Source organism: Enterobacter cloacae complex sp. 385G4 (assembly GCF_057320665.1).
Genome location: NZ_JBXWDD010000001.1, coordinates 194,735 through 220,725 on the forward strand (window position 1 = coordinate 194,735; position 25,991 = coordinate 220,725).

General features: G+C 54.2%; 30 protein-coding genes and 1 other annotated feature. Of the genes, 20 read left to right on the forward strand and 10 right to left on the reverse strand.

The window, feature by feature from the left end; all coding sequences use genetic code 11:
• Positions 1-13: 13 nt before the first annotated feature.
• The 4 genes from chbA (at position 14) to chbG (ending at position 3,435) form a co-directional block, all read left to right on the forward strand.
• Positions 14-361, forward strand: coding sequence for a PTS N,N'-diacetylchitobiose transporter subunit IIA (gene chbA / locus AC2FAJ_RS01070; RefSeq protein ID WP_028012800.1), 348 nt, complete (start codon positions 14-16; stop codon positions 359-361).
• A gap of 5 nt (positions 362-366) precedes the next feature.
• Positions 367-1,209, forward strand: coding sequence for a transcriptional regulator ChbR (chbR, locus tag AC2FAJ_RS01075; RefSeq protein ID WP_028012801.1), 843 nt, complete (start codon positions 367-369; stop codon positions 1,207-1,209).
• 109 nt (positions 1,210-1,318) lie between these two features.
• Entirely contained in the window at positions 1,319-2,674 is a 1,356-nt protein-coding gene (locus AC2FAJ_RS01080; RefSeq protein WP_309258229.1) for a 6-phospho-beta-glucosidase, read from the forward strand.
• 11 nt (positions 2,675-2,685) lie between these two features.
• Complete coding sequence (gene chbG / locus AC2FAJ_RS01085; RefSeq protein ID WP_041910458.1) at positions 2,686-3,435, forward strand: chitin disaccharide deacetylase; 750 nt, start codon at positions 2,686-2,688, stop codon at positions 3,433-3,435.
• Between the two features lie 123 nt (positions 3,436-3,558).
• On the opposite strand, the gene katE is transcribed toward chbG, so the two are convergent.
• Positions 3,559-5,808 carry a catalase HPII gene (katE, locus tag AC2FAJ_RS01090; RefSeq protein WP_049000718.1) on the reverse strand — a complete coding sequence of 750 codons (2,250 nt, stop codon included), beginning with the start codon at positions 5,806-5,808 and terminating at the stop codon, positions 3,559-3,561.
• Positions 5,809-5,975: 167 nt separating this feature from the next.
• Here katE and cedA point away from each other — a divergent pair, with 167 nt between their 5' ends.
• Positions 5,976-6,251: a cell division activator CedA gene (gene cedA / locus AC2FAJ_RS01095; protein ID WP_223239595.1), complete on the forward strand. Its 276-nt coding sequence runs from the start codon at positions 5,976-5,978 to the stop codon at positions 6,249-6,251.
• 48 nt (positions 6,252-6,299) lie between these two features.
• On the opposite strand, the gene AC2FAJ_RS01100 is transcribed toward cedA, so the two are convergent.
• From AC2FAJ_RS01100 to hxpB, 4 genes are all read right to left on the reverse strand, one after another.
• Positions 6,300-7,691: an L-cystine transporter gene (locus AC2FAJ_RS01100; RefSeq protein ID WP_060572866.1), complete on the reverse strand. Its 1,392-nt coding sequence runs from the start codon at positions 7,689-7,691 to the stop codon at positions 6,300-6,302.
• A 129-nt stretch (positions 7,692-7,820) separates the two neighbouring features.
• Positions 7,821-8,411, reverse strand: a complete 591-nt coding sequence (locus tag AC2FAJ_RS01105; RefSeq protein WP_032644865.1) for a metal-dependent hydrolase — start codon at positions 8,409-8,411, stop codon at positions 7,821-7,823.
• 94 nt (positions 8,412-8,505) lie between these two features.
• Positions 8,506-9,267: a 2-dehydro-3-deoxy-D-gluconate 5-dehydrogenase KduD gene (kduD, locus tag AC2FAJ_RS01110; RefSeq protein ID WP_060572869.1), complete on the reverse strand. Its 762-nt coding sequence runs from the start codon at positions 9,265-9,267 to the stop codon at positions 8,506-8,508.
• 125 nt (positions 9,268-9,392) lie between these two features.
• A complete protein-coding gene (hxpB, locus tag AC2FAJ_RS01115) occupies positions 9,393-10,064 on the reverse strand; it encodes a hexitol phosphatase HxpB (RefSeq protein ID WP_028012808.1) in 672 nt (223 codons plus the stop codon).
• Positions 10,065-10,211: 147 nt separating this feature from the next.
• Here hxpB and AC2FAJ_RS01120 point away from each other — a divergent pair, with 147 nt between their 5' ends.
• Entirely contained in the window at positions 10,212-10,748 is a 537-nt protein-coding gene (locus AC2FAJ_RS01120; protein ID WP_045261585.1) for a YniB family protein, read from the forward strand.
• Positions 10,749-10,784: 36 nt separating this feature from the next.
• Here AC2FAJ_RS01120 and AC2FAJ_RS01125 read toward each other — a convergent pair whose 3' ends face one another.
• From AC2FAJ_RS01125 to pfkB, 3 genes are all read right to left on the reverse strand, one after another.
• A complete protein-coding gene (locus tag AC2FAJ_RS01125; RefSeq protein ID WP_041910453.1) occupies positions 10,785-11,645 on the reverse strand; it encodes a fructosamine kinase family protein in 861 nt (286 codons plus the stop codon).
• A 105-nt stretch (positions 11,646-11,750) separates the two neighbouring features.
• Complete coding sequence (ghoS, locus tag AC2FAJ_RS01130; protein WP_028012811.1) at positions 11,751-12,041, reverse strand: type V toxin-antitoxin system endoribonuclease antitoxin GhoS; 291 nt, start codon at positions 12,039-12,041, stop codon at positions 11,751-11,753.
• 104 nt (positions 12,042-12,145) lie between these two features.
• Entirely contained in the window at positions 12,146-13,078 is a 933-nt protein-coding gene (gene pfkB / locus AC2FAJ_RS01135; RefSeq protein ID WP_041910452.1) for a 6-phosphofructokinase II, read from the reverse strand.
• A 296-nt stretch (positions 13,079-13,374) separates the two neighbouring features.
• On the opposite strand from pfkB, the gene AC2FAJ_RS01140 reads away from it, so the two are divergent.
• Positions 13,375-14,133 carry a DUF481 domain-containing protein gene (locus AC2FAJ_RS01140; protein ID WP_028012813.1) on the forward strand — a complete coding sequence of 253 codons (759 nt, stop codon included), beginning with the start codon at positions 13,375-13,377 and terminating at the stop codon, positions 14,131-14,133.
• Positions 14,134-14,234: 101 nt separating this feature from the next.
• On the opposite strand, the gene yniD is transcribed toward AC2FAJ_RS01140, so the two are convergent.
• Entirely contained in the window at positions 14,235-14,342 is a 108-nt protein-coding gene (gene yniD / locus AC2FAJ_RS01145) for a small membrane protein YniD (RefSeq protein ID WP_088205299.1), read from the reverse strand.
• 97 nt (positions 14,343-14,439) lie between these two features.
• Complete coding sequence (gene yncL / locus AC2FAJ_RS01150) at positions 14,440-14,532, reverse strand: stress response membrane protein YncL (protein ID WP_071787459.1); 93 nt, start codon at positions 14,530-14,532, stop codon at positions 14,440-14,442.
• 322 nt (positions 14,533-14,854) lie between these two features.
• Here yncL and thrS point away from each other — a divergent pair, with 322 nt between their 5' ends.
• The 13 genes from thrS (at position 14,855) to AC2FAJ_RS01215 (ending at position 25,985) form a co-directional block, all read left to right on the forward strand.
• Entirely contained in the window at positions 14,855-16,783 is a 1,929-nt protein-coding gene (gene thrS / locus AC2FAJ_RS01155) for a threonine--tRNA ligase (RefSeq protein ID WP_028012814.1), read from the forward strand.
• 3 nt (positions 16,784-16,786) lie between these two features.
• The gene (infC, locus tag AC2FAJ_RS01160) at positions 16,787-17,329 is read left to right on the forward strand and encodes a translation initiation factor IF-3 (RefSeq protein ID WP_023616141.1); all 543 of its coding nucleotides are present in this window, start codon (positions 16,787-16,789) and stop codon (positions 17,327-17,329) included.
• Positions 17,330-17,426: 97 nt separating this feature from the next.
• On the forward strand, positions 17,427-17,624 hold the full coding sequence (gene rpmI / locus AC2FAJ_RS01165) for a 50S ribosomal protein L35 (protein ID WP_003030583.1): 198 nt from the start codon (positions 17,427-17,429) through the stop codon (positions 17,622-17,624).
• Between the two features lie 50 nt (positions 17,625-17,674).
• Positions 17,675-18,031: a 50S ribosomal protein L20 gene (gene rplT / locus AC2FAJ_RS01170; RefSeq protein WP_000124850.1), complete on the forward strand. Its 357-nt coding sequence runs from the start codon at positions 17,675-17,677 to the stop codon at positions 18,029-18,031.
• A gap of 117 nt (positions 18,032-18,148) precedes the next feature.
• Positions 18,149-18,273: a sequence feature (Phe leader region), on the forward strand.
• On the forward strand, positions 18,154-18,198 hold the full coding sequence (pheM, locus tag AC2FAJ_RS01175) for a pheST operon leader peptide PheM (RefSeq protein ID WP_001386830.1): 45 nt from the start codon (positions 18,154-18,156) through the stop codon (positions 18,196-18,198). It overlaps the preceding feature by 45 nt.
• A 62-nt stretch (positions 18,274-18,335) precedes the next feature.
• Positions 18,336-19,319, forward strand: a complete 984-nt coding sequence (gene pheS / locus AC2FAJ_RS01180; protein ID WP_485453709.1) for a phenylalanine--tRNA ligase subunit alpha — start codon at positions 18,336-18,338, stop codon at positions 19,317-19,319.
• A gap of 15 nt (positions 19,320-19,334) precedes the next feature.
• Positions 19,335-21,722, forward strand: a complete 2,388-nt coding sequence (pheT, locus tag AC2FAJ_RS01185; RefSeq protein WP_028012816.1) for a phenylalanine--tRNA ligase subunit beta — start codon at positions 19,335-19,337, stop codon at positions 21,720-21,722.
• Positions 21,723-21,726: 4 nt separating this feature from the next.
• Positions 21,727-22,026: an integration host factor subunit alpha gene (gene ihfA / locus AC2FAJ_RS01190; protein WP_003857805.1), complete on the forward strand. Its 300-nt coding sequence runs from the start codon at positions 21,727-21,729 to the stop codon at positions 22,024-22,026.
• A 102-nt stretch (positions 22,027-22,128) separates the two neighbouring features.
• Positions 22,129-23,109, forward strand: a complete 981-nt coding sequence (gene btuC / locus AC2FAJ_RS01195; protein WP_048956211.1) for a vitamin B12 ABC transporter permease BtuC — start codon at positions 22,129-22,131, stop codon at positions 23,107-23,109.
• A gap of 22 nt (positions 23,110-23,131) precedes the next feature.
• Positions 23,132-23,683, forward strand: a complete 552-nt coding sequence (locus AC2FAJ_RS01200) for a glutathione peroxidase (protein WP_028012818.1) — start codon at positions 23,132-23,134, stop codon at positions 23,681-23,683.
• Positions 23,683-24,438, forward strand: coding sequence for a vitamin B12 ABC transporter ATP-binding protein BtuD (btuD, locus tag AC2FAJ_RS01205; protein ID WP_047365453.1), 756 nt, complete (start codon positions 23,683-23,685; stop codon positions 24,436-24,438). Before AC2FAJ_RS01200 ends, btuD begins: the two co-directional genes overlap by 1 nt.
• A 74-nt stretch (positions 24,439-24,512) precedes the next feature.
• On the forward strand, positions 24,513-24,977 hold the full coding sequence (locus AC2FAJ_RS01210) for a C40 family peptidase (RefSeq protein WP_028012820.1): 465 nt from the start codon (positions 24,513-24,515) through the stop codon (positions 24,975-24,977).
• 291 nt (positions 24,978-25,268) lie between these two features.
• The gene (locus AC2FAJ_RS01215) at positions 25,269-25,985 is read left to right on the forward strand and encodes an EAL domain-containing protein (protein ID WP_041910441.1); all 717 of its coding nucleotides are present in this window, start codon (positions 25,269-25,271) and stop codon (positions 25,983-25,985) included.
• The last annotated feature ends 6 nt before the right edge of the window (positions 25,986-25,991 follow it).

Consider the following 25,991-nt stretch of genomic DNA (forward strand, 5'->3'; position numbering starts at 1 on the left):
AAGGAGCTAAAACATGTTAGATTTGGATAGTATCGTCGCAGACGAAGCCGCAGAGAACGATCTCGAAGAAGTGGTGATGGGCCTCATCATCAACTCCGGGCAGGCGCGCAGCCTGGCGTATGCCGCACTGAAGCAGGCCAAGCAGGGCGATTTCGCCGCCGCGAAAACCATGATGGAGCAGTCCCGCACGGCCCTGAACGAAGCGCACCTGGTGCAGACAAAGCTGATTGAAAGCGACCAGGGCGAAGGGAAGATGAAGGTCAGCCTGGTGCTGGTACACGCTCAGGATCACCTGATGACGTCCATGCTGGCGCGTGAGCTGGTGGCGGAGTTGATTGAGCTTCACGAGAAAATGCACTAGGTCGGATTGAGCAGCAGGAGGTCAGCACGATGGAAATCAAAACCGCATTTGAACAACAACTGTTTAATGGCAAAAATTTTCACGTGGTTATCTACAACAAGACGGAGAGCGCCAGCGGTCTGCACCAGCATGACTACTATGAGTTCACGATTGTTCTGACCGGCCGCTACTACCAGGAGATCAATGGTAAGCGCGTCCTGCTGGAGCGAGGGGATTTTGTCTTCCTGCCGATGGGTTCCTATCACCAGAGCTTTTACGAATTTGGCGCGACCCGCATTCTGAACGTGGGCGTCAGCAGACGCTTCTTTGAGAAGCACTATCTGCCGCTGGTGCCGTTCTGCTTTGTGGCGTCCCAGGTATATCGTGTGAAAAACGAGTTCATGACCTGGATTGAAACGGTCATCGCCTCGCTTAACTTCCGCGACAATGAGTTTGATGAATTTATTGAAACGGTGACCTTCTACGTGATGAACCGGTTGCGGCATCACCGTGAAGAGCAGCAGGTGACGGATGATGTTCCACAGTGGCTGCGCAGCACCGTGGAACTGATGCACGATAAAGGCCAGTTCAGCGAAAATGCGCTGGAAAATATGGTATCCCTCTCGGGGAAATCCCAGGAATATCTGACCCGCGCGACGCAGCGTTATTATCGTAAAACGCCGGTGCAAATTATTAATGAAATCCGCATTAATTTTGCCAAAAAACAGCTGGAGATTACCAACTATTCTGTCACCGATATTGCCTATGAGTCAGGATATAGCAGTCCCAGCCTGTTTATTAAAACTTTTAAGAAGTTGACCTCATTCACACCGAACAGCTACCGGAAGAATTTAACGGTAATTAATTAACTTTCGGCGGATTACCCGCCATAAATATTGCTTTAATGGCTTGCCCAAATAGCGGGAAGAGTACGCTATACCTTGCAGGCGATTAACCTGATACACTAAGGGAGATATTATGCAAAAGAAATTAAAAGTCGTAACCATTGGTGGCGGCAGCAGCTATACCCCGGAATTACTCGAAGGTTTTCTGAAACGTTATCATGAATTACCGGTCAGCGAATTATGGCTGGTGGACGTTGAGGAAGGTCAGGAGAAGCTGGATATTATTTTCGACCTGTGCAAGCGCATGGTTGAGAAAGCGGGCGTGCCGATGATCGTGCATAAATCCCTCGATCGTCGCCTGGCGCTGAAAGATGCGGATTTCGTTACCACTCAGCTGCGCGTCGGCCAGCTAAAAGCGCGCGAGCTGGACGAGCGTATTCCGCTGAGCCACGGCTACCTGGGGCAGGAGACCAACGGCGCGGGCGGCCTGTTCAAAGGCCTGCGTACCATTCCGGTGATTTTCGACATCGTCAAAGATGTGCAAGAGATCTGCCCGAACGCGTGGGTGATTAACTTCACTAACCCGGCCGGAATGGTGACCGAGGCGGTATATCGTCATACCAATTTCAAACGCTTTATCGGCGTCTGTAATATCCCGATCGGCATGAAGATGTTTATCCGCGACGTGCTGGAGCTGACCGACAGTGACGATCTCTCAATCGATCTGTTCGGCCTGAACCACATGGTGTTCATTAAAGACGTCATCGTGAACGGAAAATCGCGCTTTGCCGAACTGCTCGACGGCGTGGCTTCCGGTCGCCTGACCGCGGCCTCCGTGAAGAACATCTTTGACCTGCCGTTCAGCGAAGGGCTGATCCGCTCGCTGAATCTGCTGCCGTGCTCATACCTGCTTTACTACTTCAAGCAGAAAGAGATGCTGGCTATCGAAATGGGCGAGTACTATAAGGGCGGCGCGCGTGCGCAAATCGTTCAGAAAGTTGAGAAGCAGCTGTTCGATTTATATAAAGATCCGAACCTGAACGTCAAACCGAAAGCGCTTGAGCAGCGCGGTGGGGCCTATTACTCCGATGCAGCGTGTGAGGTGATCAACGCCATCTACAACGACAAGCAGGCGGAGCACTATGTTAACGTGCCGCATCACGGCCATATCGACAATATCCCGGCGGACTGGGCCGTCGAGATGACCTGCATTCTGGGGCGCGAGGGGGCTAAACCGCATCCACGTATCACCCACTTCGACGACAAAGTTATGGGCTTGATCCACACCATCAAAGGCTTTGAAGTGGCGGCGAGCAACGCGGCGCTGAGCGGTGAACTCAATGACGTGCTTCTGGCGCTGAACCTCAGCCCGCTGGTGCATTCCGACCGCGATGCGGAGCAACTGGCCAGCGAGATGATCCTGGCGCATGAAAAATGGTTGCCGAACTTTGCCGCCACGATTGAGAAGCTGAAGTTCAAACAACACTGAGAGGACGCACAATGGAAAACCTGCTGATCGTTAATGCTGATGACTTTGGCCTTTCGAAAGGCCAGAACTACGGCATTATTGAAGCCTGTCGCCGCGGGGTAGTGACTTCTACAACGGCACTGGTGAACGGTGAAGCGGTTGAACACGCGGCGCAGCTGAGCCGCGAGGTGCCAGAGCTGGGTGTCGGCATGCATTTTGTGCTGACGCTCGGGATGCCGCTTTCGCCTATGCCGGGCCTGACGCGTGACGGTCTGCTGGGCAAATGGATTTGGGCGCTGGCGGAGCAGGACGCTCTGCCGCTCGAGGAGATTGCCCGTGAGCTGGACTGCCAGTACAACCGCTTTGTTGATCTTTTTGGCAAGGCGCCGACGCATATCGACAGCCACCATCATGTGCACATGATCCCGGCGATTTTCCCGATTGTTGCGGCGTTTGCCCAACGCAAAGGCGTGGCGATGCGCGTGGATCGAGAGGTGCAGGGCGTGCCGGATTTTGCCGTGACAACAACAGAGGGGTTCAGCAGTGCCTTTTACGGTGACGAGATCGACGAAGCGCTGTTCCTGAAGGTGCTGGAGGATTCCGCCGCGCGGGGGGAACGGTCGCTGGAGGTTATGGCGCATCCTGCCTTTGTCGATAACACCGTGCGTAAGAGCGCCTACTGCTGGCCGCGCCTGGCGGAGCTGGATGTCCTGACGTCGCCGTCGCTGAAATACGCCATTGCCGAGCGTGGGTATCGGTTGGGGACGTTTGGGGATCTGTAAGAAGTGCCGGGCGGCGAGGTAAAAGCAAAACGGTAACCTGGGTTACCGTTTTTATTGTTTTCTCCCTCTCCCGTGGGAGAGGGGCGGGGTGAGGGCATCAGGCCGCACAACCGGGAATGGTTTTTACGCCGGAATCTGATCGATCTTACTGCTGCGCGACCAGACGCGGTGCGCGGCGAGCAAATCAAACAGCTTCGTCATAAAGGCATCGTCAACGTTATCGCCCTCGACAATGCCGTCCTCACCCTGATCGGCCACCTTCAGTTGCGCTTTAAACTGTCGTGCGTCGCCGGACAGCGCAATGGGCTTCAGGTGCTTATAAGCTTCCAGCAGATAATAGATGGCATCACCGTTGTTGAGCAGGCTGGCAATATCCCCGCACGGCACAATCACCGCATCGACGGTCAGCGACGGCGCGCCGGCAAAGGTCGCCGCCACCGGCAGCACGGAGCCGTCATCGGCGGTCACTTCACCCATGCGGGAATAGAGCAGTTTGGCGTGTACGCCCTGCGTTTTTAGCGCCTGCATAATCCCCAGCACGTCGCTGGCGCGAGTTTTGTCGTTCAGCAGGATGGCGACCACGCGGCCTTTAATCGAGCCTCCAGGCACCGCATACAGGCTCAGCGATGGATCTTTCTTCACGCCGTTAACCTCTTTCGGTGGCGCAAGGTTGCGCTGTTCGTCCGTTAGCGTGATACCAAGGTTATCCGCCACGCTCTGGGCAAGCTGAATATCAATGTGCGCCAGCTGATCGACCACGCGCTCGCGGATGTAGGTGCGCACCACTTTGCTCAGTTCGAAGCTAAAGCCGCCGATGATGTGCTGTTGCTCAATCGGCGTCTGGCTGTTCCAGAACAGGCGAGGGTGGGCGTAATACTCACCGAACGAGGGGCTGCGCTCGCGAATTTTGTTGCCGTCGATACGCTCCTGGTACGATTCGAATCCGCCGCGTTTCGGCCCCGGCGGGGTTTCTCGCGGCCAGTTGTCGTTGATGGAGTTCGGCTCATAGTTTGCCGGGTTGGTATCAATATCCTGACGGTGCATCCCGTCGCGCTGGAAGTTATGGTACGGGCAGGTTGGGCGGTTAATCGGGATCTCGTGGAAGTTCGGCCCGCCAAGACGGCTAATCTGCGTATCGGTATACGAGAACAGGCGTCCCTGTAAGAGCGGATCGTTGGTGAAATCCAGTCCGGGGACGATGTGGCCCGGATGGAACGCGGCCTGCTCGTTTTCGGCAAAGAAATTATCCGGGTTGCGGTTAAGCACCATTTTGCCCACCAGCTGAACGGGCACCAGCTCCTCAGGGATGAGTTTTGTCGGGTCAAGCAGGTCGAAATCGAACTTAAACTCGTCTTCTTCCGGGATCAGCTGTAAGCCCAGTTCATATTCCGGGAAGTCACCCGCTTCAATGGATTCCCACAGTTCGCGGCGATGGAAGTCCGGATCGCGCCCGGTGAGCTTCTGCGCCTCATCCCATACCAGCGAGGCTTTGCCCGCTACCGGCTTCCAGTGGAAGCGCACAAACGTGGCTTTTCCTTCCGCGTTGATCATGCGGAAGGTATGAATACCGAACCCTTCCATCGTGCGATAGCTGCGCGGGATCCCACGGTCGGACATCGCCCACATCACGTTGTGTAAGGTTTCAGGCTGCAGGGAGACATAGTCCCAGAAGGTATCGTGCGCACTTTGTCCCTGGGGTATGGCCCAGTGGGGCTCCGGTTTTACCGCATGGACAAAGTCAGGAAATTTATGCGCATCCTGAATGAAAAACACCGGGGTGTTATTGCCCACCAGATCGAAAATACCCTCTTCGGTATAAAACTTGGTGGCAAAGCCGCGGATATCACGCACCGTATCTGCCGAACCTGCGCCACCCTGCACGGTGGAGAAACGTACAAAGACCGGCGTGATTTTATCCGGGTCGGAGAGGAAATCCGCTTTGGTGATCGCTTTCAGGCTTTTATAGGGCTGGAAGTAGCCGTGCGCCGCAGAACCGCGCGCGTGAACGATGCGTTCCGGAATTCGCTCGTGGTCAAAATGGGTAATTTTTTCCCGCAGGATGAAATCTTCCAGCAGGGTCGGCCCGCGCGCGCCTGCGCGAAGGGAGTTTTGATCGTCAGCAATGCGCACGCCCTGATTGGTGGTGAGTGCAAAACCTTCGCCGCCTTTACGGTGTGGCTCAAGCGATTTCAGCTTCTCGTTTCCGGTGTCCGGCGATTTCATGCTTCCCGGCGCGGTTGGTTGTTCGCCAGGGGCTGATGGGCCCGGCGAGGGGCGGTGAGAGCCGTCAGCAGGGGCGAGAGAGTCCATACCCGGTTGAGATTCTTCAGTGCCATGAATCGGTGATTGATGTGATTTATCTTTGTTCGACATTGCACGCTTCTCCTTTATCCATTGCTAAAAACCCTATTAAGGATAGAACAATGTCGTGAGATAGCTCGCTAACTAAGAGTTTTCACATGACGTTATTAACGAAAGGAGCCATCTCACCCACTCGGAGCGCGACGTAAGGCAGCAGGATCGGCTATCATAGAATTTTCCTGCTTCAAGAATTTGCTTTAGTGAATCCGTCGCTTATGAAACCTCTTCGTCAACAAAACCGCCAGGTTATTAGCTATGTGCCCCGCGTTGAGCCCGCGCCGCCTGACCATGCCCTGAAAGTGGATGGTTTTCGTGATGTCTGGCTGCTTCGCGGTAAATATGTGGCTTTTGTCCTGATGGGGGAACATTTCCGCCGGTCGCCGGCGTTTTCCGTGCCGGAGTCAGCCCAGCGATGGGCGACGCAAATCCGCCAGGATGAAGAGGTTGAAGAATAACAGCCATAAAAAAACCGCCATCAGGCGGTTTTTTTATTTCTATCGAGATTAACGGTGCGCCAGTTCGGCGTCGTCTTCACTTTCCAGAATGGCTTTGTCGGTCTGCTTCAGCCACTGGCTGGTCAGCGTACCGGCAGTCATGGAGCCGCTCACGTTCAGCGCGGTACGGCCCATGTCGATCAGCGGTTCAACGGAGATCAGCAGGGCCACCAGCGTGACGGGCAGGCCCAGCGCGGGCAGCACAATCAGCGCGGCGAAGGTTGCACCGCCGCCGACACCTGCAACGCCGGCGGAGCTGATGGTAACAATCCCGACCAGCGTGGCGATCCAGACCGGATCCAGCGGGTTGATACCCACGGTTGGGGCAACCATCACCGCCAGCATCGCCGGGTAGAGCCCCGCACAGCCGTTCTGACCGATGGTAGCACCAAAGGAGGCAGAGAAGCTGGCGATAGATTCCGGTACGCCCAGACGACGGGTCTGTGCTTCAACGTTCAGCGGAATAGACGCTGCGCTGGAACGGCTGGTGAAGGCAAAGGTCAGTACCGGCCATACTTTGCGGAAGTATTTCAGCGGGCTGACGCCGTTCACGCCCAGCAGGATACCGTGCACCACGAACATAATGCCCAGGCCCAGATAAGAGGCGACAACGAAGCTACCCAGCTTAATGATGTCCTGCAGGTTAGAGCCGGCTACCACTTTGGTCATCAGTGCCAGAACACCGTATGGCGTCAGCTGCATGACCAGACGGACCAGCTTCATCACCCAGCTTTGCAGGGTATCAATCGCCGTCAGCACGCGTTCGCCTTTCGGCGCGTCGTCTTTCAGCAGCTTAAGCGCAGCCACGCCCAGGAATGCCGCGAAGATCACCACGCTGATGATAGAGGTTGGGCTTGCACCGGTCAGGTCAGCAAACGGGTTCTTCGGAATGAAGGAGAGGACCATCTGCGGAACCGTCAGATCAGCCACTTTACCCACGTAGTTGGTTTGAATTGCGGTCAGACGCGCCGTTTCAGCGGTACCCTGTACCAGACCTTGGGCCGTCAGGCCAAACAGGTTGGTAACCAGCACCCCCACCAGCGCGGCAATCAGCGTGGTAAAGAGCAGCGTACCAATGGTCAGAAAGCTGATTTTACCCAGTTGAGTTGCGTTGTGCAGACGGGCTACGGCGCTCAGAATAGAGGCAAACACCAGCGGCATAACGATCATCTGCAGCAGCTGGACGTAGCCGTTACCGACAATGTTGAACCACTGAATGGACTCTTTCAGTACCGGACTATCGGAGCCGTAGACGGCGTGTAAGGCCAGACCAAACGCCACACCCATGACCAGACCGACCAGTACTTTTTTCGCCAGGCTCCACTGTTTGTGGCGCGCCTGCGCGAGAAGCAATAGTAATACGACGAACACGACTATGTTCGCGATGAGTGGAAAATTCATCCCCGTTCTCCTGATTTATTATGTGGGATCGGTTTTTCCCGATCCTGTTGGCGGAAGGTTAGCAGAAGTGTGATGTGGCGCTTATATCCAAATGGAATGGTTTATCACAAATGGAATGATTTTGTTGGTTTACTGTTCAATCTGGTGATGAATAAAACGATTGAACTGAAATTGCAGCGAATTGATCATCTGGGAAGACCAGCGCACTGCACTGTTTTCGGGCAAGGTTTGCGGCATCCAGACGGCGTAGGCGAACAGCGCCATGCACAGCACGCGTTCAAGCTGATTCCCTTTCTGCGGCGCAAGGATCGGAAAACGGAAACGCCAGCGGCAGGGCCATAGCAGCGGCACGCCTGCGGGCGTCAGCATATCGGCGAGGATATGGCTTAAATAACCCAGCACCATGCCCTGAATGGCATCGCCCGGCACTATCCAGCTTTCAGGGACTTTTAAATAGAAAAGCGTGAGCAGGCCAAAAACGGCCAGCAGGCTGTGGGTAAACCCGCGGTGGCCGAACGCGCGGGCGATGGGCTTCGACACCCACTTCAGGCGCTGTCCGAGGAAGGATTTTGGGTGGTCAATATCGGGCAGCAGACAGGTTAAAACGGCGGAAGGGACAATATGCCACCAGTCTCCCTGTGCAAGCACGGGAGTAAGTTCTGCGTTTTTGGCAAATACTGCGCACGCAATTGAAAAAAGCAGGTGGCCTTCCGCCGTCATGATAAAACCCACGAAACTGTCAATTTATACAGTATAGGGTTTTTATACAGTGGGCGAAAGAGGTGACGGTGTAACTGTTTGTCACAAACGCGCCTCAGCGCGCCAGCCAGCCGCCGTCGACGGCTAAGGTGTGACCATTCACGTAATCTGATGCGGGGGAGGCTAAAAAGACGACCGGCCCCTGAAGGTCATCCGGTATTCCCCATCGACCCGCCGGGATGCGGTCAAGGATCTCCGCGTTACGCTGTTCGTTATCGCGAAGCTGCTGCGTGTTGTTCGTCGCCATGTAGCCCGGCGCGATGGCATTCACGTTGATGCCATGTAGCGCCCACTCATTTGCCAGCAGGCGCGTGATCCCCAGCACGCCGCTTTTCGAGGCGGTATACGACGGCACGCGAATGCCGCCCTGAAAGGAGAGCATAGAGGCGATATTGATAATTTTGCCGCCCTGGCCCTGGGTGATAAATCGCTTAGCGACCGCCTGAGAGAGGAAAAAGAGCGACTTGAGATTCAGGTTCATAACGTCATCCCAGTCTTTTTCGCTGAAAGTCAGAGCCTCCTCCCGGCGAATCGTCCCGGCATTGTTCACCAGAATATCAATTCGTCCCATCTCCGCCACGGCGGTGTCCACGACGTACTGAAGATTTTCCTGCTGGCTCAGATCGGCCCGAATAGCCACAAAACGTCTTCCCAGGGCGGTGACGGCGCTGGCCGTTTTCTCTGGAGCTTTGCGATTTACCCCAACGATATCGCAACCTGCCTGCGCCAGCGCAATAGCCATGCCTTGCCCCAGCCCGGTATCGCACCCGGTGATGAGGGCTACTTTGCCTGAAAGAGTAAAGGTGTCCAGTATCATACGCGCCTCAGAAGCTGGTTATCGTCGTGTTGACGTTAAAGATAGGAGGCAGGGATGAGAAAAGCAAACAAAATGAAACTGTGTTTTGTTTTTATCAGGCAGCATGACGCTGCCTGTAGGAGGGGCTATTCGCCGCGCAGGTGTTGTACCGTCAGTTCAGCCAGCGAATTCAGCTTAACGTCGGCAAGAGCATACCGCGGATCGTGGCGATTTTCTTCATCGGGAACCACAATGGAGCGCATACGCGCGGCTTTGGAGGCCACCATGCCGTTTACTGAATCTTCCAGCGCGACGCAGGTAAGCGGATCAAGACCCAGCTTCGCGGCGCAGTCCATATAGACCTGCGGATGCGGCTTGCTGTAGGGCAGTTTTTCCGCAGACGCCAGGGCGTCAAAACTGTCGCGCAGCTCAAACATGATCAGCACTTTTTCCAGCATATGCAGCGGTGAAGCGGAAGCCAGGCCAACCTTCAGCCCCTGAGATTTGCACAGCGCGACAGCCTCATGTACGCCCGGCAAGAGCGGCTTGTTCTCCTCCACCAGCGCGATGGCGCGGCTGATAATACGCGAGGTGACTTCGTCGCGATCGGGCCCAACCCACGGCTGTTGGGCGTACCACAGGTCAACGACCATATCAATACGCAGGCCCAGCGTGTCGGGAAGTTCATTACGGCGACTGATATCAACCCCCAGGCTGGCCATCACATCCAGCTCGGCGCGATCCCACAACGGCTCGGAATCAATCAGTAATCCATCCATGTCAAAAATAGCGGCAAGTATCTGGCGCGGTGTCGACATCACAACGTCTCCTTATCCAGGTGTTCGACAGACGATAAGTGCTAAGCACAGTCTGCAATTTAGCATATTGCTTTTAAAGAGCGGGCGAAATTGATGTCCAGCAGGTAGACTTAGGCTCAAATCACGCGTCTTTATGAAGAGGAACTGATGACGTATCAACAAGCTGGACGCATTGCTGTCTTAAAACGTATTGCAGGCTGGGTGATTTTTATTCCCGCCGTCATTTCTACGCTGATCTCCGTGCTGAAGTTTATGTACGATCACAGCGAAAAACAGCCGGGCATTAATGCGGTAATGCTTGATTTTGCGCATGTCATGATTGAGATGGTGCGGTTTAACACCCCGTTCCTGAACGTCTTCTGGTTCAACTCGCCAACGCCGGACTTTCACCAGCAGCTGAATGTCGGGTTCTGGATTATCTATGCGCTGATTTTTATTGCGATGGCGCTGCAGGCATCGGGCGCACGAATGAGTCGCCAGACCCGTTTTTTACGCGAAGGGGTGGAAGATCAGCTTATCCTTGAGAAGGCGAAAGGTCCTGAAGGAATGAGCCGGGAGCAGATTGAATCCCGCATTGTGGTGCCTCGTCACACCATTTTCCTGCAAATTTTCCCGCTCTATATCCTGCCGGTTATCATCATCGTGGCGGGATATTTCTTCTTCTCACTGCTCGGTTTTCTGTAACGAATTAGGGTGGCGGCAAGGCCACCCGTTTTGTCTTTAAGCCGCAAGCACGCGTTCAAGCGCGCGCTGGGCGTTGACCAGATGTTGCCCGCCAAAAAGAATGGCTCGGTTCATCAGCGTATAGAGCTGATACACGGGCTGGCGCTCAAGGAAGTCCGGCGGCAGGGGGGAGACAGACTGATAGCCATCGTATATTTGCGGCGGTTGTTCAGGATGCAGGGGCAACATGGCCAAATCGCACTCTCTGTCGCCCCAGTAGCAGGCCGGGTCGAAGATATACGGGCCGTTGGGGCCCAGCGCGCAGTTATCGGACCATAAATCACCGTGCAGCAAAGACGCCTGAGGCTGGTGGGAGGCCAGGCGCTGTTGCACATGCTCGACGATGGCATCAATGTTGCCAAATTCCAGCCCTTTCTCTGCGGCCAGTTCAAGCTGCCATCCGATGCGCTGCTCGGCAAAGAACGTCGACCAGCGGCGCTGCCAGGCATTGGGCTGCGGCGTGGTGGAAAGGTCGTTGTCGAAGTCGAGACCAAACTGGGGCTGGTCGCTCCACTGGTGCAGGCGCGCTAACTGTTGCCCGAGAATAAAGGCATTATGGGCGTCCAACGGGCGGGCAGGGAGATAGTCCATCACCAGAAAGCTGTAGTCCCGGTCACTGCCCACGGCCAGCACCTCTGGTACCGTCACCGTTTTACTACGGGACAACAGTTCAAGCTGATCGGCTTCAGCGGTAAAAATCGGGAGCAGCTCTCGCTCGTCGCATTTAACGAACAAATCGCGTCCTGCGTAGCGTAAATGCCACGCGGCGTGAATTTCCCCGCCCGGCAGCTCGTTACGCAGTTCAATTTCACCTTCACCCAATTGCTCATGTAAAAGATGACTAATTGCCTGCCACATGTTGACTCTCCCATGTTGTCTGCCAGATCATAAAGTTAGCGCATAACTGCGGTAAAAAAATACGAACTAACGCACACCTGAGCGGATTAATTTCATGCAGGGCACTTATTGTTCTTTTTTCTGCCAGCGTTCCCACGTCTCCACGGTGATGTCGGCAGGCTTGTCGGTCACGCTTTCCACCAGGCTGGCGGCCAGCGCATGCACCTCTTCTTCACTCAGGGCTGCGATCAGGCCAAACGCCAGGGTGCCTAAATCATGAATATGACCTTCGTCATCCGTTAGCGTGAGCAGGAAATTCGCCCGTGTAAAGGCATTGTTGAGCTCGTTAAGCTCGGTCAGCGATGCTTCATGAAGGCTGATGGTCACGACGTAGCGGGTGATATCACCACTGCTCATAATTCACCTCGTTGTTATCCTGAAAGTTTTTTTAGCATAGTCGATACGCCATATTTGGCGACTTCCACAGATATTCCCCCTCCGTCAGGAGGGGGATATATCGGTTAGCTTCGTGACAGGTAATCGACGATTTTCTGCGTATCGGCAAGCGAACACAGGCGCGTTCCCTGATTGATGGTGGCGGCACTCCCCGCCGCGACGCCATAGCGCGTCATCTCCAGAAGTGATGCGCCCTGCGCCAGCTTCAGCGCCATCGCGCCGACCATACTGTCGCCTGCGCCGACGGTGCTCTGGCTCTTCATTGGGGGCGGAACAACCTGCACAAAGCCCGTCTTGTCGACGGCCAGCGCACCCTGAGGACCGAGAGAGACGACAACGCGGTGCGCTTTGCCGCTGCGAACCAGTTCTTCTGCGGCAGTACGCACGTCATCCGGCTGGCTAAGTTCGCGATTAACAAGCGCACTCAGCTCTTTCTGGTTAGGCTTAACCAGCTCAAGCTGTCCGGGTTCTAATGCCGCCTGCAGGGCTTCGCCTGAACTGTCGACAATGCAGCGAATTCCGCGCTGAAGTACGGCATCAACCAGTGCTGTCAGCTTTTCTGTTTTGACACCTGGCGGCAGGCTACCGCTGATGACCAGCAGCGAGCCGCTTTCAATGGTTAGCACCTTTTCTTCCAGCTGACGAAACTCATCATCGCTCAGCCTGGCGCCTGGCATAACGAAACGATACTGTTCCCCGCTGGACTCAACGTGGACATGCAGGTTCTGCCGGGTCCAGTCTTTGGCGTCTACGGTATCCACGGCAACCTGTTCATCGGCCAGCAAGGCAACAAGATGCTCCCCCGTGGCACCACCGGCCGGAAATATGGCAGTCGCTTTACCGCCGAGGTGGGTAATCGCGCGCGCAACGTTAATCCCGCCGCCGCCCGGCTCAAATACGGGTGCGCTACAGCGTAGTTTACCTTCCGGGTAAATCTGCGGCGTTATGGTCGCGGAGTCGAGGGAAGGGGAGAGCGTCAGCGTATAAATAGAAGCCATCATAACCTCCTTTTAGCATGGGTTCTTTTAAGCCTGGCACCGATCGACAGGAAGGCAATGTAAATAACAGTATGATTTTAAAAATGAATGCTGACATAAATGCGATGAGGGATATATAAAATAAAACGCGTTTTGAGATCGTTCTTATTCAAAAAATGAAATAAGAAAATATTGCTATGTTATTTGCGCCTTTTTATAATTTGTTACCTTTCTCTGGACGCCTTGTCATTGATCCTCAAGAAAGTTTCCGAGACCGTGGTGGTCTCTTTTTTTGTTGTACGGACTCCTTAAATAAAATGAAGCTTTTGAAGACAGTACCCGCAGCACTGATGCTGGCGGGTGGCGTTTTTGCATCACTGAATGCAGCCGCCGATGACACCGTTTTTACTGTCATGGACGATCCCTCCACTGCCAAAAAACCGTTTGAAGGTAACCTGAACGCCGGGTATCTCGCGCAATCGGGTAATACGAAAAGCTCTTCTCTGACGGCGGACAGCACCCTGACCTGGTACGGCAATACCACTGCATGGTCGCTGTGGGGGAATGCCAGCAATACGTCCGCTAACGATGAACGCTCATCCGAGAAATACGCGGTCGGTGGACGTAGCCGTTACAACATGACCGACTATGACTACATCTTTGGTCAGGCAAGTTGGTTAACTGACCGCTTCAACGGCTATCGCCAGCGCGATGTGTTCACCGCCGGTTATGGTCGTCAGTTCCTGAATGGTCCGGTACACAGCCTCCGTTTCGAATTCGGTCCTGGTGTCCGCTATGACGAGTACACCAATGGCGAAAATGAAACCCAGCCGCTGGGCTATGCTTCCGGCACGTATGCCTGGCAGATGACCGACAACACCAAATTTACGCAGGGTGTTTCTGTGTTTGGTGCCGAGGATACGACGCTGAACTCCGAAAGCGCTTTGAACGTGGCTATCAATGAACACTTCGGCTTGAAATTGGCCTACAACGTGACCTGGAACTCTTCACCGCCAGAAACGGCACCGGATCATACCGATCGCAGAACCACGATTTCGCTGGGCTATAAAATGTAATCATAGCGGGCCGATGAAAGTGTCGGCCCGTTTTCATTATTATGGTTAACCCGCGCCAATAAATTCTCATCACGCGCAACGGCATTTATTTTTATTTGTACTTAGCCCCAAATCATTGCCGCCCACCGAAATAACAGCATTGCACCGCAGATGGCAACCAGCACCAGCACCATTTTCCAGTGTTTTACGGCAAATCGTTTTGTTGGCATAACCTAATCCTTGTTCGTTGATACGCATAGTCTATCAAACGGGGCCAAAAGATGCGCCTTCCCGGGAGCGATCGAGTTATGCCAACAAGGGGTCGGCTCAGAACCAGTGGAATCGTTCGGCGAGGATCAACACTAGACCTGTTGCGGAAAGGATGTTCAAAATCACAACCGTTCTACTGGATACATTCATGGTATGCACCTGTTGATATAAAAGGCATGTTCAAGAGTAGCCCAGCATGTCTGAAATGCGAGCGCCGGAGAGATGCAATCTGCAAATTTACGCTACGTGCCAGCCCATCATTCTGGCTGCAGAGGGTGCAATCTCCTTGCTGATAGTGTTAACATTACGTCGCTTGCCGTAAATCCGCATTAATCTGAATTCGGCAGGTGCATGATGACGAACCAATTTGACGATTGTTGGTCAGATGGTGTCGTAATCTATTGTCAAATCACGATTATTTTCTTTGTATATGCTCTTATGTGTGGGGCATCACTGCAAATAAGGATATAAAATGCCTGTAATTACTCTTCCTGATGGCAGCCAACGCCATTTCGACCACGCTGTTAGCCCTATGGATGTCGCCCTGGACATCGGTCCTGGCCTCGCGAAAGCGACCATCGCCGGCCGTGTGAACGGTGAGCTGGTTGATGCGTCCGATCTGATTGAAAACGATGCGACGCTTGCAATCATCACCGCGAAAGACGAAGAAGGTCTGGAGATCATTCGTCACTCCTGCGCACACCTGTTGGGTCATGCTATCAAGCAGCTGTGGCCAAACACCAAAATGGCGATCGGTCCGGTTATCGACAACGGTTTCTACTACGACGTTGATCTTGACCACACCCTGACCCAGGAAGATATCGACGCGCTCGAAAAACGTATGCACGAGCTCGCCGAGACCAACTATGACGTCATCAAGAAGAAAGTCAGCTGGCACGAAGCGCGTGAAACCTTCGTCAAGCGTGGCGAGAGCTATAAAGTCTCTATTCTCGATGAAAACATTGCTCATGATGACAAGCCTGGCTTGTACCATCACGAAGAATACGTCGACATGTGCCGTGGACCGCACGTGCCGAACATGCGCTTCTGTCATCATTTCAAACTGATGAAAATCGCTGGCGCCTACTGGCGTGGCGACAGCAACAACAAGATGTTGCAGCGTATCTATGGTACCGCGTGGGCGGATAAGAAAGCCCTGAACGCGTACCTGCAGCGCCTGGAAGAGGCCGCGAAGCGTGACCACCGTAAAATCGGTAAGCAGCTTGACCTGTACCACATGCAGGAAGAAGCGCCGGGTATGGTGTTCTGGCATAACGATGGCTGGACTATCTTCCGTGAACTGGAAACGTTCGTACGTTCCAAGCTGAAAGAGTACCAGTATCAGGAAGTGAAAGGCCCGTTCATGATGGACCGTGTGCTGTGGGAAAAAACCGGCCACTGGGACAACTACAAAGATGCGATGTTCACCACCTCGTCCGAGAACCGTGAATACTGCATCAAGCCAATGAACTGCCCGGGGCACGTTCAGATCTTCAACCAGGGTCTGAAATCCTACCGCGACCTGCCGCTGCGTATGGCGGAGTTCGGTAGCTGCCATCGCAACGAGCCATCGGGTGCGCTGCACGGTCTGATGCGCGTGCGTGGCTTTACGCAGGATGATGCGCATATCTTCTGTACTGAAGATCAGGTTCGTGATGAAGTTAACGCCTGTATTCGTATGGTCTACGATATGTACAGCACCTTTGGCTTCGAGAAGATCGTGGTCAAACTCTCAACGCGTCCGGAAAAACGTATCGGTAGCGATGAGACCTGGGATCGCGCAGAAGCGGATCTCGCCGTAGCGCTGGAAGAGAACGGTATTCCGTTCGAATACCAGCTGGGCGAGGGCGCATTCTACGGTCCGAAAATTGAATTTACCCTGTATGACTGCCTCGATCGCGCATGGCAGTGCGGTACTGTACAGCTGGACTTCTCCCTGCCGCAGCGTTTAAGCGCCTCTTATGTTGGCGAAGACAACGAGCGTCAGGTACCGGTCATGATTCACCGTGCTATTCTCGGTTCTCTGGAGCGCTTCATCGGCATCCTGACCGAAGAGTTCGCGGGCTTCTTCCCAACCTGGCTTGCGCCAGTGCAGGTCGTGGTGATGAACATTACCGATTCTCAGGCAGATTACGTTAAAGAATTGACGCAGAAACTACAAAATGCGGGCATTCGCGTAAAAGCAGACTTGAGAAATGAGAAGATTGGCTTTAAAATCCGCGAGCACACTTTACGTCGTGTCCCGTATATGTTGGTCTGTGGTGATAAAGAGGTGGAAGCAGGCAAAGTTGCCGTTCGCACCCGCCGTGGTAAAGACCTGGGCAGCTTGGACGTAAGTGAAGTGATTGAGAAGCTGCAACAAGAGATTCGCAGCCGCAGTCTTCAACAACTGGAGGAATAAGGTATTAAAGGCGGAAAACGAGTTCAAACGGCACGTCCGAATCGTATCAATGGCGAGATTCGCGCCCAGGAAGTTCGCTTAACAGGTCTGGAAGGCGAGCAGCTGGGGATTGTGAGTCTGAGAGAAGCGATCGAAAAGGCTGAAGAAGCTGGAGTAGATTTAGTTGAAATCAGCCCTAACGCCGAACCGCCAGTTTGTCGTATCATGGACTACGGCAAGTTCCTTTATGAAAAGAGTAAGTCTTCTAAGGAACAGAAGAAGAAGCAAAAAGTTATCCAGGTTAAGGAAATCAAATTCCGTCCTGGTACCGACGATGGCGATTATCAGGTAAAACTCCGCAGCCTGATTCGCTTTCTGGAAGATGGCGATAAGGCCAAGATCACGCTGCGTTTCCGCGGTCGTGAGATGGCCCACCAACAGATTGGTATGGAAGTGCTTAACCGCGTCCGTGACGATCTGAGTGAACTGGCAGTAGTCGAATCCTTCCCTACGAAGATCGAAGGCCGCCAGATGATCATGGTGCTCGCTCCTAAGAAGAAACAGTAAGGCCTTCAAGCAGCAAAATCTGTGGAGCCTTCGGGTTTCATAGGTTTTGTTCGCCTATGTTTCGTTTATTTAACAATGCGAAGTGGAAGTTATTAAGATGCCAAAAATTAAGACCGTACGCGGTGCTGCTAAGCGCTTCAAAAAAACCGGTGGTGGTGGATTTAAGCGTAAGCACGCAAACCTGCGTCATATTCTGACCAAAAAATCTACTAAGCGTAAACGTCACCTGCGTCCAAAAGGCCTTGTTTCTAAAGGCGATCTGGGTCTGGTTATCGCGTGCCTGCCGTACGCATAAGCCGTTAACGTTTAATTTTTTACTAAGAATATAGATACAGGAGAGCACATATGGCTCGCGTAAAACGTGGTGTAATTGCACGTGCACGTCACAAGAAAATTTTGAAACAAGCTAAAGGCTACTACGGTGCGCGTTCACGCGTATACCGCGTTGCCTTCCAGGCTGTTATCAAAGCAGGTCAGTACGCTTACCGTGACCGTCGTCAGCGTAAGCGTCAGTTCCGTCAACTGTGGATTGCGCGTATCAACGCAGCAGCACGTCAGAACGGTATTTCTTACAGCAAATTCATCAACGGCCTGAAAAAAGCCTCTGTTGAAATCGACCGTAAGATCCTGGCTGACATCGCAGTATTCGACAAAGTAGCGTTCACCGCTCTGGTCGAAAAAGCGAAAGCAGCACTGGCATAAGCCAGTTGAGAGAGGGGGCCTGGCTCCCTCTTTTCATTTAACACCATCAGAAGATTGACATTTATCCGTGCAGGCTTTTCAATAAGGTCTTACCGGTTTTTACCCAACAAGGTAACGCAAGCATGAATGCTGCTATTTTCCGCTTCTTCTTTTACTTTAGCACCTGACTCCAGGAGGCTAGCGCGTGAAAGATGAAACGAAAAACAGCGCCAGATAAGCCTCCCGATGGAGGCTTTTTTTGTGCCTGAATTTGAGAGAATAACTCCACCAAATCGGTGTCTGCACCGACATAATGAGGAAAATCATGTCACATCTCGCAGAGCTGGTTGCCAGTGCAACAGCCGCCATTAATCAGGCCTCAGATGTTGCCGCGTTAGACAATGTCCGCGTCGAATATCTTGGAAAGAAAGGGCACCTGACCCTTCAAATGACAACCCTGCGTGAACTGCCGCCAGAAGAACGCCCGGCAGCGGGTGCGGTGATTAACGAAGCCAAAGAGCAGGTTCAGCAGGCGCTGAACGCACGTAAGGCCGAGCTGGAGAGCGCGGTACTAAACGCGCGTCTTACGGCAGAAACCATCGACGTTTCGCTGCCGGGTCGCCGTATTGAAAACGGTGGTCTGCATCCGGTTACCCGTACTATCGATCGTATTGAAAGTTTCTTCGGTGAGCTCGGCTTTACCGTGGCGACTGGCCCGGAAATCGAAGATGATTACCATAACTTCGACGCCCTGAACATTCCTGGCCATCATCCGGCACGCGCTGACCACGACACTTTCTGGTTTGACGCGACGCGTCTGCTGCGTACCCAGACCTCTGGCGTTCAGATCCGTACCATGAAGGATCAGGAACCACCAATCCGCATCATCGCGCCGGGCCGCGTGTATCGTAACGACTACGATCAGACCCACACTCCAATGTTCCACCAGATGGAAGGTCTGATTGTTGATAAAAACATCAGCTTCACCAACCTTAAGGGCACGCTGCACGATTTCCTGAACAACTTCTTTGAGGAAGATTTGCAGGTTCGTTTCCGTCCGTCCTACTTCCCGTTCACCGAACCGTCTGCGGAAGTTGACGTGATGGGTAAAAACGGCAAATGGCTGGAAGTGCTGGGCTGCGGCATGGTGCATCCAAACGTGCTGCGCAACGTGGGCATTGATCCGGAAGTTTATTCCGGCTTTGCCTTCGGCATGGGCATGGAGCGTTTGACCATGCTGCGCTACGGCGTGACCGACTTACGTGCATTCTTCGAAAACGATCTGCGTTTCCTCAAACAGTTTAAATAAGGGCAGGACAGAACAATGAAATTCAGTGAACTGTGGTTACGCGAATGGGTTAACACCACGCTGGACAGCGAAGCGCTTTCCAACCAGATCACCATGGCGGGCCTGGAAGTTGACGGCGTTGAGCCGGTTTCCGGTGCCTTCAACGGCGTCGTGGTGGGTGAAGTGGTCGAGTGCGGCCAGCACCCTAACGCTGACAAACTGCGCGTGACAAAAGTGAACGTAGGCGGCGACCGTCTGCTGGACATCGTCTGCGGTGCGCCAAACTGCCGCCAGGGCCTGAAGGTGGCCGTGGCGACCGTCGGTGCCGTGCTGCCGGGTGATTTCAAAATCAAAGCGGCCAAGCTGCGCGGTGAGCCGTCTGAAGGCATGCTGTGCTCCTTCTCTGAGCTGGGTATTTCCGACGACCACAACGGCATCATTGAGCTGCCGCTGGATGCGCCAGTTGGCACCGATATCCGTGAATACCTGAAGCTTGATGACAATACTATCGAAATCAGCGTCACGCCAAACCGTGCCGACTGCTTAGGTATTATCGGCGTGGCGCGCGACGTGGCCGTACTGAACCAGACCGAACTCAACGCGCCGGAGATTGTGCCGGTTGAAGCGACCATCAGTGACGTGCTGCCGATTCAGGTTGACGCTGCTGATGCCTGCCCGCGCTACCTCGGTCGCGTGGTAAAAGGCATTAACGTTAAAGCGCCAACCCCGCTTTGGATGAAAGAGAAGCTGCGCCGCTGCGGTATCCGCTCAATCGACGCCGTGGTTGACGTGACTAACTACGTTCTGCTGGAGCTGGGCCAGCCGATGCACGCGTTCGATAAAGATCGTATCGACGGCGGCATCGTTGTGCGCATGGCGAAAGAGGGGGAAACCCTGGTGCTGCTGGACGGCACAGAAGCCAAACTGAACGCCGACACCCTGGTGATTGCTGACCACAGCAAAGCGCTGGCGATGGGCGGTATTTTTGGTGGCGAACATTCTGGCGTCAACGACGAAACGCAAAACGTCCTGCTGGAATGCGCGTTCTTCAGCCCGCTCTCCATCACCGGCCGCGCGCGCCGTCACGGCCTGCACACCGACGCGTCTCACCGCTACGAGCGCGGCGTTGACCCGGCGCTGCAGTACAAAGCGATGGAGCGTGCAACCCGCCTGCTAATCGACATCTGCGGCGGCGAAGCGGGCCCGGTTATTGACGTCACCAACGAAGCGACCCTGCCGAAGCGTGCGACCATTACCCTGCGCCGCAGCAAGCTGGATCGCCTGATTGGTCACCACGTTGCCGACGCGCAGGTGACCGACATCCTGACGCGCCTGGGCTGCGAAGTGACCGAAGGTCAGGACGAGTGGAAGGCCGTTGCGCCGTCATGGCGTTTCGACATGGAAATTGAAGAAGATCTGGTGGAAGAAGTGGCCCGTGTTTACGGCTACAACAACATCCCTGACGAGCCTGTGCAGGCGGGTCTGGTGATGGGCGCCCACCGTGAAGCCGACCTGTCCCTGAAGCGTGTGAAAACCATGCTGAACGACAAAGGCTACCAGGAAGTGATCACCTACAGCTTCGTTGATCCTAAGCTGCAGCAGCTGATCCACCCGGGTCAGGAAGCGCTGATCCTGCCAAGCCCAATCTCCAGCGAAATGTCCGCGATGCGTCTGTCCCTGTGGACGGGCCTGCTGGGGACTATCGTTTACAACCAGAACCGCCAGCAAAACCGCGTGCGCATTTTCGAAAGCGGTTTGCGCTTTGTGCCGGATAATCAGGCAAATTTAGGCATCCGTCAGGATCTCATGCTGGCTGGTGCCATCAGCGGTAACCGCTACGAAGAGCACTGGGACCTGGCAAAAGGCACGGTTGATTTCTACGATATGAAGGGCGATCTGGAAGCGATTCTGGATCTGACCGGTAAATTATCTGAAATTGAATTCCGCGCGGAAGCGATTCCTGCGCTCCATCCGGGCCAGAGCGCGGCGATTTATTTAGACGGCAAACGCGTTGGTTTCATTGGCGTTGTCCACCCGGAGCTGGAGCGTAAGCTGGACCTGAACGGCCGTACCATCGTGTTCGAGCTGGAGTGGAGCCCGGTTGCAGACCGCGTCATTCCTCAGGCGCAGGACGTCTCCCGCTTCCCGGCGAACCGCCGTGATATCGCGGTTGTGGTCGCTGAAAACGTGCCCGCAGCAGATATTTTGGCCGAATGTAAGAAAGTTGGCGTAAATCAGGTAGTTGGCGTAAACTTATTTGACGTGTACCGCGGCAAGGGCGTAGCAGAAGGTTTCAAGAGCCTCGCTATCAGCCTTATCCTTCAGGATACCAGCCGTACACTCGAAGAAGAGGAGATTGCCGCTACCGTCGCCAAATGTGTAGAGGCATTAAAAGAGCGATTCCAGGCATCATTGAGGGATTGAACCTATGGCGCTTACAAAAGCTGAAATGTCAGAATATCTGTTTGATAAGCTTGGGCTTAGCAAACGGGATGCCAAAGAGCTGGTAGAGCTGTTTTTCGAAGAGATCCGTCGTGCTCTGGAAAATGGTGAGCAGGTAAAACTCTCCGGTTTTGGCAATTTTGATTTGCGAGACAAAAACCAACGTCCGGGCCGTAACCCGAAGACGGGGGAAGATATTCCCATTACAGCCCGCCGCGTGGTGACCTTCAGACCCGGCCAGAAGTTAAAGAGCCGCGTCGAAAACGCAACGCCTAAAGCAGAGTAATATGAACTAACCAAAAAGGCCGCCCACGCGGCCTTTTTTCTTTGCGCTCTCCGGCAAACACGCCGTAAAATCAATTACATCACTCGCTAACAAACCGTACACATGCTTGATTATGCTCATCGCCAGCACCGTTCCGATCGGCGTCGCCTGCTTCTGCTGGCGCTGCTGCTTATTCTTGCCGCGGGTATTAGCCTCTGCGCAGGCGATAGCTGGATCGGGCCTGAAAGCTGGCTGGGGCCTGACGGGCAGCTCTTCGTCTGGCAAATTCGCCTGCCGCGCACCGTCGCGGTGATCCTGGTCGGCGCCGCGCTGGCGCTGTCTGGCACCATTATGCAGGCGCTGTTCGAAAACCCACTGGCGGAGCCCGGCCTGCTGGGGGTGTCGAACGGTGCAGGCGTCGGGCTGATTGCGGCGGTGATGCTGGGCGGGGGAGAACTCTCCGGCTGGAGCATTAGCCTGAGCGCCATTCTCGGCGCACTGCTAATCACAGTCATTCTTCTTCGCTTTGCCAGACGGCACCTGTCGACCAGCCGGCTGCTGCTTGCCGGCGTCGCGCTGGGGATCATCTGTAGCGCGCTGATGACCTGGGCGGTCTACTTCTCGACCTCCTTTGACCTGCGTCAGCTCATGTACTGGATGATGGGCGGCTTTGGCGGCGTCGACTGGCACCAGGGCTGGCTAATGGCGCTGCTGGTGCCGGTCATCGCGTGGGCTGCGCTGCAGGCCCAGCCGCTGAATCGGCTCGCGCTGGGGGAAATCTCTGCCCGCCAGCTCGGCATGCCGATTGGTTTCTGGCGTAACGTACTGGTCATTGCCATTGGCTGGCTGGTAGGCGTGAGCGTGGCCCTGGCGGGGGCGATTGGCTTTATCGGGCTGGTCATTCCGCACATGCTGCGTCTTTGCGGCTTCACGGATCATCGAACCTTGCTTCCGGCCTCGGCGGTTGCCGGGGCCGCCACGCTGCTGGTGGCCGACATCATCGCCCGTCTCGCCCTGACGGCCGCAGAATTGCCTGTTGGCGTGGTGACCGCAACGCTGGGCGCGCCAGTCTTTATCTGGCTACTATTAAAAGCTGGACGTTAAATCGACAACCTGAGGAAATGCTATGCAGTCAGATATCCTGAATACCGAAGTGACCACCATTGATGGGGATAACACCACGCTGGAAAGCTACAAAGGCAAGGTGTTGCTCATCGTCAACGTGGCATCGAAATGCGGCCTGACGCCGCAGTACGAGCAGCTGGAGAATATTCAGAAGGCCTGGGAGAAAGACGGTTTTACCGTGCTGGGCTTCCCGTGCAACCAGTTCCTGGGCCAGGAGCCGGGCAGCGAAGAAGAGATCAAAACCTTCTGCAGTACCACTTATGGCGTGACGTTCCCGATGTTCAGCAAAATTGACGTCAACGGTGAAGACCGCCATCCGCTGTATGCGAAGCTGATTGCCGCCGCGCCGAAGGCCGTTGCGCCGGAAGAGAGCGGTTTTTACGAGCGCATGGCCAGCAAAGGCCGCGCGCCGCTCTATCCGGACGATATTCTGTGGAACTTCGAAAAATTCCTGATTGGCCGTGACGGCCAGGTCGTTCAGCGTTTTTCGCCGGATATGACGCCTGAGGACCCGATCGTCATGGAATCTATTAAGCTGGCGCTGGCGAAATAATGTCGCTGCTGATGCAGCTCACGGACGTCGCCGAGAAGGGGCGTCTGGAGCCGGTGACCTGCGACATCAATTCGGGTGAAATCCTGCATCTCGTCGGGCCAAACGGCGCGGGTAAAAGTACGCTGCTGGCGCGGATGGCGGGGCTGACCACCGGGCCAGGGCAGATTACGCTGCTGGAACATGCTTTGGTCGACTGGTCACCCGCCTCGCTGGCCCACCGGCGCAGCTACCTGGTGCAGCAGCAGGTACCGCCTTTTGCGATGCCGGTCTGGCATTATCTGATGCTGCATCTGCACGACAAACAGCATACGGCACTGCTGGAGGAAGTGGCTGCGGCGTTAGGGCTGGAAGATAAACTGTCCCGGCATGCCAGCCAGCTTTCCGGGGGGGAATGGCAGCGGGTGCGTCTGGCGGCGGTCATTCTGCAGATCCATCCCGCGGGCAATCCTCACGGGAGGATGCTGCTGCTGGATGAACCGATGAGCGGTCTGGATGTTGCCCAGCAGGCGGCGCTGGATAACCTGCTAAGCGCTCTGAGCAGAAAAGGTATCGCCGTAGTGATGAGCAGCCACGATCTTAACCATACGTTACGTCACGCCCATCGCGTGTGGCTTCTGTCGCGCGGCAGGATGATCGCCAGCGGTACGCGGGATCGGGTCCTTACGCCGCCAAATCTTGCCCGCGCCTACAACATGTCGTTCCGCAGGCTGGATATAGAGGGACATAAGATGCTGATTTCTACCGGGCAGGAGTAACCGTTTCTTGCCTGTGAACACAATTGCACGCTAAATTACCAAAAGAACAATAAAAGCAGAGGATTCGTCTGAAAATGCGATTCTGGTTTCTCTTCGTGGCGGCACTCTTTCTTGCGGGATGCAGCAGCCATCGTGCACCGCCGCCTAATCCGCGGCTATCGGATTCTATCACCGTTATTGCCAGCCTTAACGATCAGCTGAGCAACTGGCGCGGCACGCCTTATCGCTACGGCGGCATGAGCCGCGGTGGGGTGGACTGCTCAGGCTTTGTCCTGATGACGTTTCGTGACAAGTTTGATTTACAGCTTCCGCGAGACACGCGCAAGCAGGCGGAAATAGGCACTGAAATTGATAAAGACGATCTCCTTCCCGGTGATCTGGTCTTTTTCAAAACCGGATCGGGAGAAAGCGGCCTGCATGTTGGGATATATGATACAGACAATCAGTTTATTCATGCCTCTACCAGCCGCGGCGTGATGCGCTCTTCTCTCGATAACGTGTACTGGCGTAAAAATTTCTGGCAGGCGCGACGTATTTAGACTGCCCGAACACGTTTCTTATGTCGGCATGGTAACTATTAAACCATGCCGTTTTTCTCAAATAAGCTGATTAAAGTTAAATTTACCTAAATTAGCAACATCCTTATGTGTCTGTTTTATCTAAAACTGGCTATTATTCAGTAACCAGGATAAGATTATTTTAGATTCAGGGATAAATCTGAAAATTAATACGGAACTAATGAAATTAAACTTATTAAAATCAAGACAGTGGAATTGTGTCAGCAATTGCTCCAGGATGTCCTCTCTCATCTTTAATGCGGGGCGAGTGCAATGATTATTACGCTAGATAATGCTTACCAGTCTGAACTGATGCTTCTGCCTGCCCGTAATAGCGCAGGTGAGCTAAAAGGTTTAGAAATACTGGTTAACTTTACTGGCGTCGGCACCGATGTGAGGATCCCCACTGAGCTCGTTATCCCTCGGCTTTCAGCGGCAGAGGAGTTAGTGCTGTTTAACGAAAAACTGCAATTGCTTGATACCTGTAAACTGTTTTTTATTCAGCATCAGTTAATTGCATGGATCAATATTACACCAGCAATTGTTGAGTTTTTATTAAGTAATGGGAATGCTGTTTCAATACTTGAGCGTTATCCGTTTCTTGAGTTTACTGTTAATGAGAACTATCCAGGTTTAAATAACGGAAAGGACGATCTGCAGCTGGCAAGAATGGCGATCCATTTTCCCCTGGTGCTGGCAAACTTTGGAGCCGGTGCTGCATCGCTCAAGGCCGTCTATGATGGATTATTTAAACGGGTTATTCTTGATAAAGGATTCATCCAGCAGCGTGCTTCTGAGCTTTCTTTCGAGCCTTTTATGCGCGCGATCCTCTGGCAAATAACGCCGCACTGCCAGTCGGTGATCGTCTCCGGGATTGACGACCACGGTTTGCTGCAGCGCGTTCTGTCCTTCAATTTTGGTGCCATGCAGGGTGCGCTCTGGCCAGCCGTCTCGGCGGAGCATGTCACGACGCTCGTTCAGCAGCGATAACCCTGC

What these genes read in the sequence shown, in the direction of transcription:
- chbA (WP_028012800.1), top strand. Translation starts at nt 14, where the DNA reads ATGTTAGATTTGGATAGTATCGTCGCAGACGAAGCCGCAGAGAACGAT.
- AC2FAJ_RS01080 (WP_309258229.1), top strand. Translation starts at nt 1,319, where the DNA reads ATGCAAAAGAAATTAAAAGTCGTAACCATTGGTGGCGGCAGCAGCTAT.
- chbG (WP_041910458.1), top strand. Translation starts at nt 2,686, where the DNA reads ATGGAAAACCTGCTGATCGTTAATGCTGATGACTTTGGCCTTTCGAAA.
- katE (WP_049000718.1), bottom strand. Translation starts at nt 5,808, where the DNA reads ATGTCGAACAAAGATAAATCACATCAATCACCGATTCATGGCACTGAA.
- AC2FAJ_RS01100 (WP_060572866.1), bottom strand. Translation starts at nt 7,691, where the DNA reads ATGAATTTTCCACTCATCGCGAACATAGTCGTGTTCGTCGTATTACTA.
- AC2FAJ_RS01105 (WP_032644865.1), bottom strand. Translation starts at nt 8,411, where the DNA reads ATGACGGCGGAAGGCCACCTGCTTTTTTCAATTGCGTGCGCAGTATTT.
- kduD (WP_060572869.1), bottom strand. Translation starts at nt 9,267, where the DNA reads ATGATACTGGACACCTTTACTCTTTCAGGCAAAGTAGCCCTCATCACC.
- hxpB (WP_028012808.1), bottom strand. Translation starts at nt 10,064, where the DNA reads ATGTCGACACCGCGCCAGATACTTGCCGCTATTTTTGACATGGATGGA.
- AC2FAJ_RS01120 (WP_045261585.1), top strand. Translation starts at nt 10,212, where the DNA reads ATGACGTATCAACAAGCTGGACGCATTGCTGTCTTAAAACGTATTGCA.
- AC2FAJ_RS01125 (WP_041910453.1), bottom strand. Translation starts at nt 11,645, where the DNA reads ATGTGGCAGGCAATTAGTCATCTTTTACATGAGCAATTGGGTGAAGGT.
- ghoS (WP_028012811.1), bottom strand. Translation starts at nt 12,041, where the DNA reads ATGAGCAGTGGTGATATCACCCGCTACGTCGTGACCATCAGCCTTCAT.
- pfkB (WP_041910452.1), bottom strand. Translation starts at nt 13,078, where the DNA reads ATGGCTTCTATTTATACGCTGACGCTCTCCCCTTCCCTCGACTCCGCG.
- AC2FAJ_RS01140 (WP_028012813.1), top strand. Translation starts at nt 13,375, where the DNA reads ATGAAGCTTTTGAAGACAGTACCCGCAGCACTGATGCTGGCGGGTGGC.
- yniD (WP_088205299.1), bottom strand. Translation starts at nt 14,342, where the DNA reads ATGCCAACAAAACGATTTGCCGTAAAACACTGGAAAATGGTGCTGGTG.
- yncL (WP_071787459.1), bottom strand. Translation starts at nt 14,532, where the DNA reads ATGAATGTATCCAGTAGAACGGTTGTGATTTTGAACATCCTTTCCGCA.
- thrS (WP_028012814.1), top strand. Translation starts at nt 14,855, where the DNA reads ATGCCTGTAATTACTCTTCCTGATGGCAGCCAACGCCATTTCGACCAC.
- rpmI (WP_003030583.1), top strand. Translation starts at nt 17,427, where the DNA reads ATGCCAAAAATTAAGACCGTACGCGGTGCTGCTAAGCGCTTCAAAAAA.
- rplT (WP_000124850.1), top strand. Translation starts at nt 17,675, where the DNA reads ATGGCTCGCGTAAAACGTGGTGTAATTGCACGTGCACGTCACAAGAAA.
- pheS (WP_485453709.1), top strand. Translation starts at nt 18,336, where the DNA reads ATGTCACATCTCGCAGAGCTGGTTGCCAGTGCAACAGCCGCCATTAAT.
- pheT (WP_028012816.1), top strand. Translation starts at nt 19,335, where the DNA reads ATGAAATTCAGTGAACTGTGGTTACGCGAATGGGTTAACACCACGCTG.
- ihfA (WP_003857805.1), top strand. Translation starts at nt 21,727, where the DNA reads ATGGCGCTTACAAAAGCTGAAATGTCAGAATATCTGTTTGATAAGCTT.
- btuC (WP_048956211.1), top strand. Translation starts at nt 22,129, where the DNA reads ATGCTTGATTATGCTCATCGCCAGCACCGTTCCGATCGGCGTCGCCTG.
- AC2FAJ_RS01200 (WP_028012818.1), top strand. Translation starts at nt 23,132, where the DNA reads ATGCAGTCAGATATCCTGAATACCGAAGTGACCACCATTGATGGGGAT.
- btuD (WP_047365453.1), top strand. Translation starts at nt 23,683, where the DNA reads ATGTCGCTGCTGATGCAGCTCACGGACGTCGCCGAGAAGGGGCGTCTG.
- AC2FAJ_RS01210 (WP_028012820.1), top strand. Translation starts at nt 24,513, where the DNA reads ATGCGATTCTGGTTTCTCTTCGTGGCGGCACTCTTTCTTGCGGGATGC.
- AC2FAJ_RS01215 (WP_041910441.1), top strand. Translation starts at nt 25,269, where the DNA reads ATGATTATTACGCTAGATAATGCTTACCAGTCTGAACTGATGCTTCTG.